This window comes from Photorhabdus temperata, from assembly GCF_025384845.1.
Taxonomy (GTDB): Bacteria; Pseudomonadota; Gammaproteobacteria; order Enterobacterales; family Enterobacteriaceae; genus Photorhabdus; species Photorhabdus temperata.
Genome location: NZ_JAJAFX010000113.1, coordinates 1 through 4,818, shown reverse-complemented (window position 1 = coordinate 4,818; position 4,818 = coordinate 1). Strand labels below are relative to the sequence as shown.

Here is a 4,818-nt window from a genome sequence, read left to right as displayed (position 1 = left end):
GTGCAATCGTCAATTGATGAAGTGACAAATCTTAGTGACATGTTGAATTCGACATTTGGTAGTAAACGCTACGGACGTTACAGTCGCGGGAAAATCGGCGGTTCTGTATCCGGCGCAACGGGTGTTGTACTGCGTAATAATGACAGTGAAAATTATAAAAATGTGGTTAATGAAAAAATGGCCGGCGCTGTGATGGGGCGAGAAGCGATATCAAAAGCCCTCTCACAACTCAACAGTGCTAACTCGATTGAGGGGTTGGCGGGTGGAGTGCAATTAGTTATTAATGTAATCATTAATACAACAGGCAGTACGACGGAGAAAGTACGGGTATTTGAAAATCTTGCCAGCTTTAAAAATACGCAATATCAGCAAAGCAGTGTAGATAAGAATGTAGCTGAAGCCACGACATTATTGATCGTCGTTCTTTCTGCCGGCGCAATGGCAAAAACAGCCAGTGAACTCATTCCCGCCAATCGTGACGAAGCCGCAACAATTCAGCGTCGTGTTTGTGAATCTCTTGATAACGCCATTATCAAAGCCGGTGATTTAGCGGCTGATGATGTTTTTCAGGCTCTCGTTCAGCTACGTTATGAATTTGTTGAAAGTTTCTCACTGAAAGATGCCAAGGGGAGATTAACACAGTTTAATTTACCCTCTGTATTACCCGCGCTGAATATTGCTAATCGTATTTATCAAGATGCGGAACGCAGTGATGAGCTAGTCCAAGCCGTCTCTCCAGTTCACCCGGCGTTTATGCCCATTAAATTCAAGGCGCTGAAACAATGAAAAGTGATGAGTTGTCATTAGTGATCGGTGGGCGAAGGATCTTTGGATGGGATAGTGTGCGGGTGACGCGGGGTATTGAGCGGTTGCCATCAGATTTCGATTTGATGTTAATGGATTATTACCCCGGCAATGATGAGAAGCAACTTGTAGAACCCGGTGAAAAATGCGAAGTATTTTTGGGTGATGATCGAGTAGTAACGGGCTATATCGATAGCTGGAACCCATCAGTTTCAAAGAATAAACACGAAATAAAAGTGTCTGGGCGGGGTAAATGCCAAGACTTAGTAGACTGTTCAGCAAAGTGGCCGAACAACGTGATCAGCCAGGCTACTCCACTCCAGATTGCTCAGAAACTCGCGCAATGGTATGACATTCAAGTGACATCTGATGTTGATGATATGCCAACTGTTCCTCAGTTCACACTAAACTGGGGTGAGTCTTCGCAAGAAGTTATTGATCGCGTTACCCGCTTTGCTGCTCTTCTTTACTACGACTTGCCAGACGGCAATTTAATCATGACGAGGGTAGGTACAGAGCTGGCCGCAAGTGGGGTTGAGCAGGGAAAGAACGTCGAAACATCAGATTACAATAGTTCAATGAATGAACGGTTTTCTGAATATACCGGCTTGTCTTTTGCTATAAGCGGACTCAACGAAACAAGTAATGACAGCGGTTATGATGTCGTCACGTTAGCAACAGCCAGTGATCCCGAAGCTAAGAAAATGCGCTATCGGAACTATGTCACCATCATAGAAAGCACGCTTATATCAGCAAAGCGGGCACAAGAGTCGATTGACTGGGAAATGAACCGCCGCTACGGACGCTCAAAAGTGCTGAAAGTGACGGTTGATAGCTGGCGAGATAGTAGCGGTAAATTATGGCAACCCAATACATTGATCCCTATTCACATGCCCATCTTCGGACTTGAAAATGAGCAATGGCTGTTGTCGGAAGTGACATATACCCGAAATGGCGACAATGGTACACAAGCGCAATTAGTTTTAATGCCGCCAGCCGCTTTTAGTGTTCAGCCATACGAATTTTACGCAATTTTGAGAGAGACGATCAGATGATGAATGATGCAATCAGAAAGTTGTCTCGGCGGGTTGAGATGATGTTAGGGCTTGGCAAAATTAAGACTTCACGTGATAGCGGAAACATTCAAGTTGTTCAGTACCAGACGCCAATCGAGGTTCGGGACAACACGGCAAGGATGGCTGAATTTGGCTTCTCTTCTGCATTGCCAGCCGGGACAGACGTTGTGATTGGTTACTTGGGGGGAGACCGTTCCAGCGCTGTCGTGATTGCCAGCAACAATAAAAAATATCGGCATAAGAATTTAAATCCCGGAGAAGTAGTGCTCTATAACCAATGGGGCTTACATATCTTATTAACCGAGTCAGGGATCACTATTGAAGCCAAAGGCCAGCCAGTGACTATAAATAACGCCACTCAGGTAACAATCAACGCTAGCGAGTCTGTACTTTGTAACACGCCAATTCTAAAAGTGACAGGTGATATCGTTGATAACTGCAATAGCAATTCTTCAACAATGAAACAGTTGCGTGATTCCTATAATAATCATACACATAAAGTATCCGGTGTGGAGTCTGGCGGTTCAACAGTAACAAGTCAGAAAATCGGGGAGCCAGTGAAATGAGTGATATTACTTCGTGCTGGGATGTGAATAAGATTCATGCCGATTGGCTGGCGGGGAACGGGGATTTGGTCACTGGGGACGATTTGCAAACGGCTATGATAGTTAGTCTATTTACAGATAGACAGGCACGTAGCGATGATGAAATCGATGGGGTTGACAGAAAAGGCTGGTGGGGTGATGTTGGCTCGGATTATCAAATCGGTTCGCGATTGTGGTTGATACGCCGCCAAAAACTCACTACCGCCGTAGCTCTGAAAGCAGAAGATTATGCGCGTGAGGCGCTACAATGGATGTTAGACGATGGCGTTGTCGCTTCTGTAAATATCAATACTCAAATCGTTTACCCAAATCGCTTAAACATGATCATTCGTTATCAGCGCCCCGGACGTGAAGCAGAAGACTTAAGATTTTTCTGGGTATGGGAACAACATAATGCCATTTAAACGACAAACACTATCTGAACTACGTGAGCAGAACCGCAGCTTTTTACAGTCTGAACTTGATGATGTTGGTACATTGCTGCGATTTTCTAACATGGGCGTGCTTGCGGACATGGATGCAGGCATGGCACATTTGCACTACGGCTATCTTGACTATATCGCACTGCAAACAACCCCCTTTACTGCGACTGATGAACATCTTGCAGGCTGGGGAGCAATGAAAAAAGTCTTTCGTAAGCCCGCTAATGCTGCTATTTGCAACGATTACCAGTTTACAGGCACGGAAGGCGCAATTATTCCAGCCGGAACGATATTAAATCGTGGTGATGGTTATCAATACAAAACGCTTTATGATGTTCGCATAGCACAAGATGGCACTGCTAATGCATTAATAACCGCCATTTTGCCCGATATTTCTGATGATGCTACCGGGGGAGGAAGTGCAGGTAATGCTGACGCGGGGACAGTGTTAACACTCGATCAGAGTATTGCCGGGGTGGACGTTCAGGGAAAAGCAGTAACACCCATCATCGGCGGGGCTGATATTGAAAATGAAGATGATTTTCGTTCCCGGATTCTGCTTGCTTATCAAGGACTTTTGTCCGGTGGTTCTGACGATGACTACAAGTTGTGGGCGTTATCCGTACCGGGTGTTACTCGCGTATGGATTCGTCGTAGAGCAATGGGCGCGGGGACCGTTGGCATTTATATCATGTGCGATAATAACGGAAAGGGTGGTTTTCCGGCTGGTGCTGATGGATTTTCTAAGCTAGAAAATTACGGTACGTCAGCGACAGGAGATCAAGCAAGAGTTGCGGATTACATCTACCCGTTGCAGCCAGTCACTGCTTTAGTGTGGGTTTGTTCCCCAATTAAACGTAAAATTGATATCACAATCAACGGAATATCTTATGTTAGTCGTGATGTGACGAATGCCATTGCCGCCGCTATTGATAATGTATTTTTTGAAAACGGGAATCCTGACGGGACGGGGAAAGTTCTTATATCCGAACTTCAATATGCGATTGCTGATGTGCCGGGAACGGCGGGATTTGTTATTACGAATCCGACAAGCAATATTAAATTAGGGATCGGGGAATTACCGCTGAGAGGGGAGGTTATCTATACATGAGTCGATATAGCATTGATGATTATACATCAGCGTTAAACGGATTGTTGCCATCCGGTTTGGCGTGGACTCGTCAGCCCTCATCAGTTATGAACGCAATAACAAGAGCGATTGCACGTTCATATTACCGAAGCGATCGGGACGCATGGGGGTTAATTGAAGGGGCATTTCCGGCCACAGCTACTATCATGCTGCCTGAATGGGAGAAATCGCTAGGTTTGCCAGATGATTGCGGTATCGGTGAAATTGATAGTATCGCACTCAGACAAAAAGCCGTTGTTTCCCGATTGCTACAATCTAACGACCAGTCAAAAGGCTTCTTTATTGATCTTGCGGCAACAATGAGTTATACCATCACGATCACTGAATATCGACAAGCACGGGCGGGACAGTCTCGCTGCGGGGAAGCCTTAAACGGTGAAGATTGGCCGTTTACATGGCGAATTAACGCACCCAAAACAACTATTTTTTACGCTGTAGCGGGTGGAAGTTATTGCGGCGATCCACTGCGTTCATGGGGTAATAAACGGTTAGAGTGCCAATTTAACCGTCTTTGTCCATCTCATACAATTTTACAGTTCGGTTACAGCAACTAAATAACCCTTTATTTATTCTTTCTCTAATCACCTTTAATGAGTGAGGTTTTGCTATGCAAAAAATCGGTGATATTACAAATACCGCAGATAAAAACGGTGAATTTACAAATGGCAATGTCGCTGCGGGTATTGCGCCGACATTATTAGACGCTGGCTGGTTTAATACCGTTCAGCGTGAATTAATTAATGCCGTTCAAGGATCGGGGA

At 45.1% G+C, this 4,818-nt stretch carries 5 protein-coding genes and 1 pseudogene; all 6 read left to right on the top strand.

Going from position 1 to position 4,818, the window contains the following annotated elements; genetic code table 11:
* Nucleotides 1-786 (top strand): annotated as a pseudogene (locus LGZ99_RS23330) (hypothetical protein); the annotation flags it as partial.
* Nucleotides 783-1,859 carry a phage baseplate assembly protein gene (locus LGZ99_RS23325; RefSeq protein WP_166310901.1) on the top strand — a complete coding sequence of 359 codons (1,077 nt, stop codon included), beginning with the start codon at nucleotides 783-785 and terminating at the stop codon, nucleotides 1,857-1,859. The pseudogene LGZ99_RS23330 and the gene LGZ99_RS23325, both read left to right, overlap by 4 nt.
* On the top strand, nucleotides 1,859-2,446 hold the full coding sequence (locus tag LGZ99_RS23320) for a phage baseplate assembly protein domain-containing protein (protein WP_166310903.1): 588 nt from the start codon (nucleotides 1,859-1,861) through the stop codon (nucleotides 2,444-2,446). Before LGZ99_RS23325 ends, LGZ99_RS23320 begins: the two co-directional genes overlap by 1 nt.
* A complete protein-coding gene (locus LGZ99_RS23315; RefSeq protein ID WP_166310899.1) occupies nucleotides 2,443-2,889 on the top strand; it encodes a phage GP46 family protein in 447 nt (148 codons plus the stop codon). The genes LGZ99_RS23320 and LGZ99_RS23315 overlap by 4 nt, the downstream gene beginning before the upstream one ends.
* Nucleotides 2,879-4,018, top strand: coding sequence for a baseplate J/gp47 family protein (locus tag LGZ99_RS23310; protein ID WP_262979730.1), 1,140 nt, complete (start codon nucleotides 2,879-2,881; stop codon nucleotides 4,016-4,018). The genes LGZ99_RS23315 and LGZ99_RS23310 overlap by 11 nt, the downstream gene beginning before the upstream one ends.
* Nucleotides 4,015-4,611, top strand: coding sequence for a YmfQ family protein (locus LGZ99_RS23305; protein ID WP_262979729.1), 597 nt, complete (start codon nucleotides 4,015-4,017; stop codon nucleotides 4,609-4,611). The genes LGZ99_RS23310 and LGZ99_RS23305 overlap by 4 nt, the downstream gene beginning before the upstream one ends.
* The last annotated feature ends 207 nt before the right edge of the window (nucleotides 4,612-4,818 follow it).

Excerpts from the sequence above, each read along its gene's own strand:
- LGZ99_RS23325 (WP_166310901.1), top strand. The coding sequence starts at position 783 with ATGAAAAGTGATGAGTTGTCATTAGTGATCGGTGGGCGAAGGATCTTT.
- LGZ99_RS23320 (WP_166310903.1), top strand. The coding sequence starts at position 1,859 with ATGAATGATGCAATCAGAAAGTTGTCTCGGCGGGTTGAGATGATGTTA.
- LGZ99_RS23315 (WP_166310899.1), top strand. The coding sequence starts at position 2,443 with ATGAGTGATATTACTTCGTGCTGGGATGTGAATAAGATTCATGCCGAT.
- LGZ99_RS23310 (WP_262979730.1), top strand. The coding sequence starts at position 2,879 with ATGCCATTTAAACGACAAACACTATCTGAACTACGTGAGCAGAACCGC.
- LGZ99_RS23305 (WP_262979729.1), top strand. The coding sequence starts at position 4,015 with ATGAGTCGATATAGCATTGATGATTATACATCAGCGTTAAACGGATTG.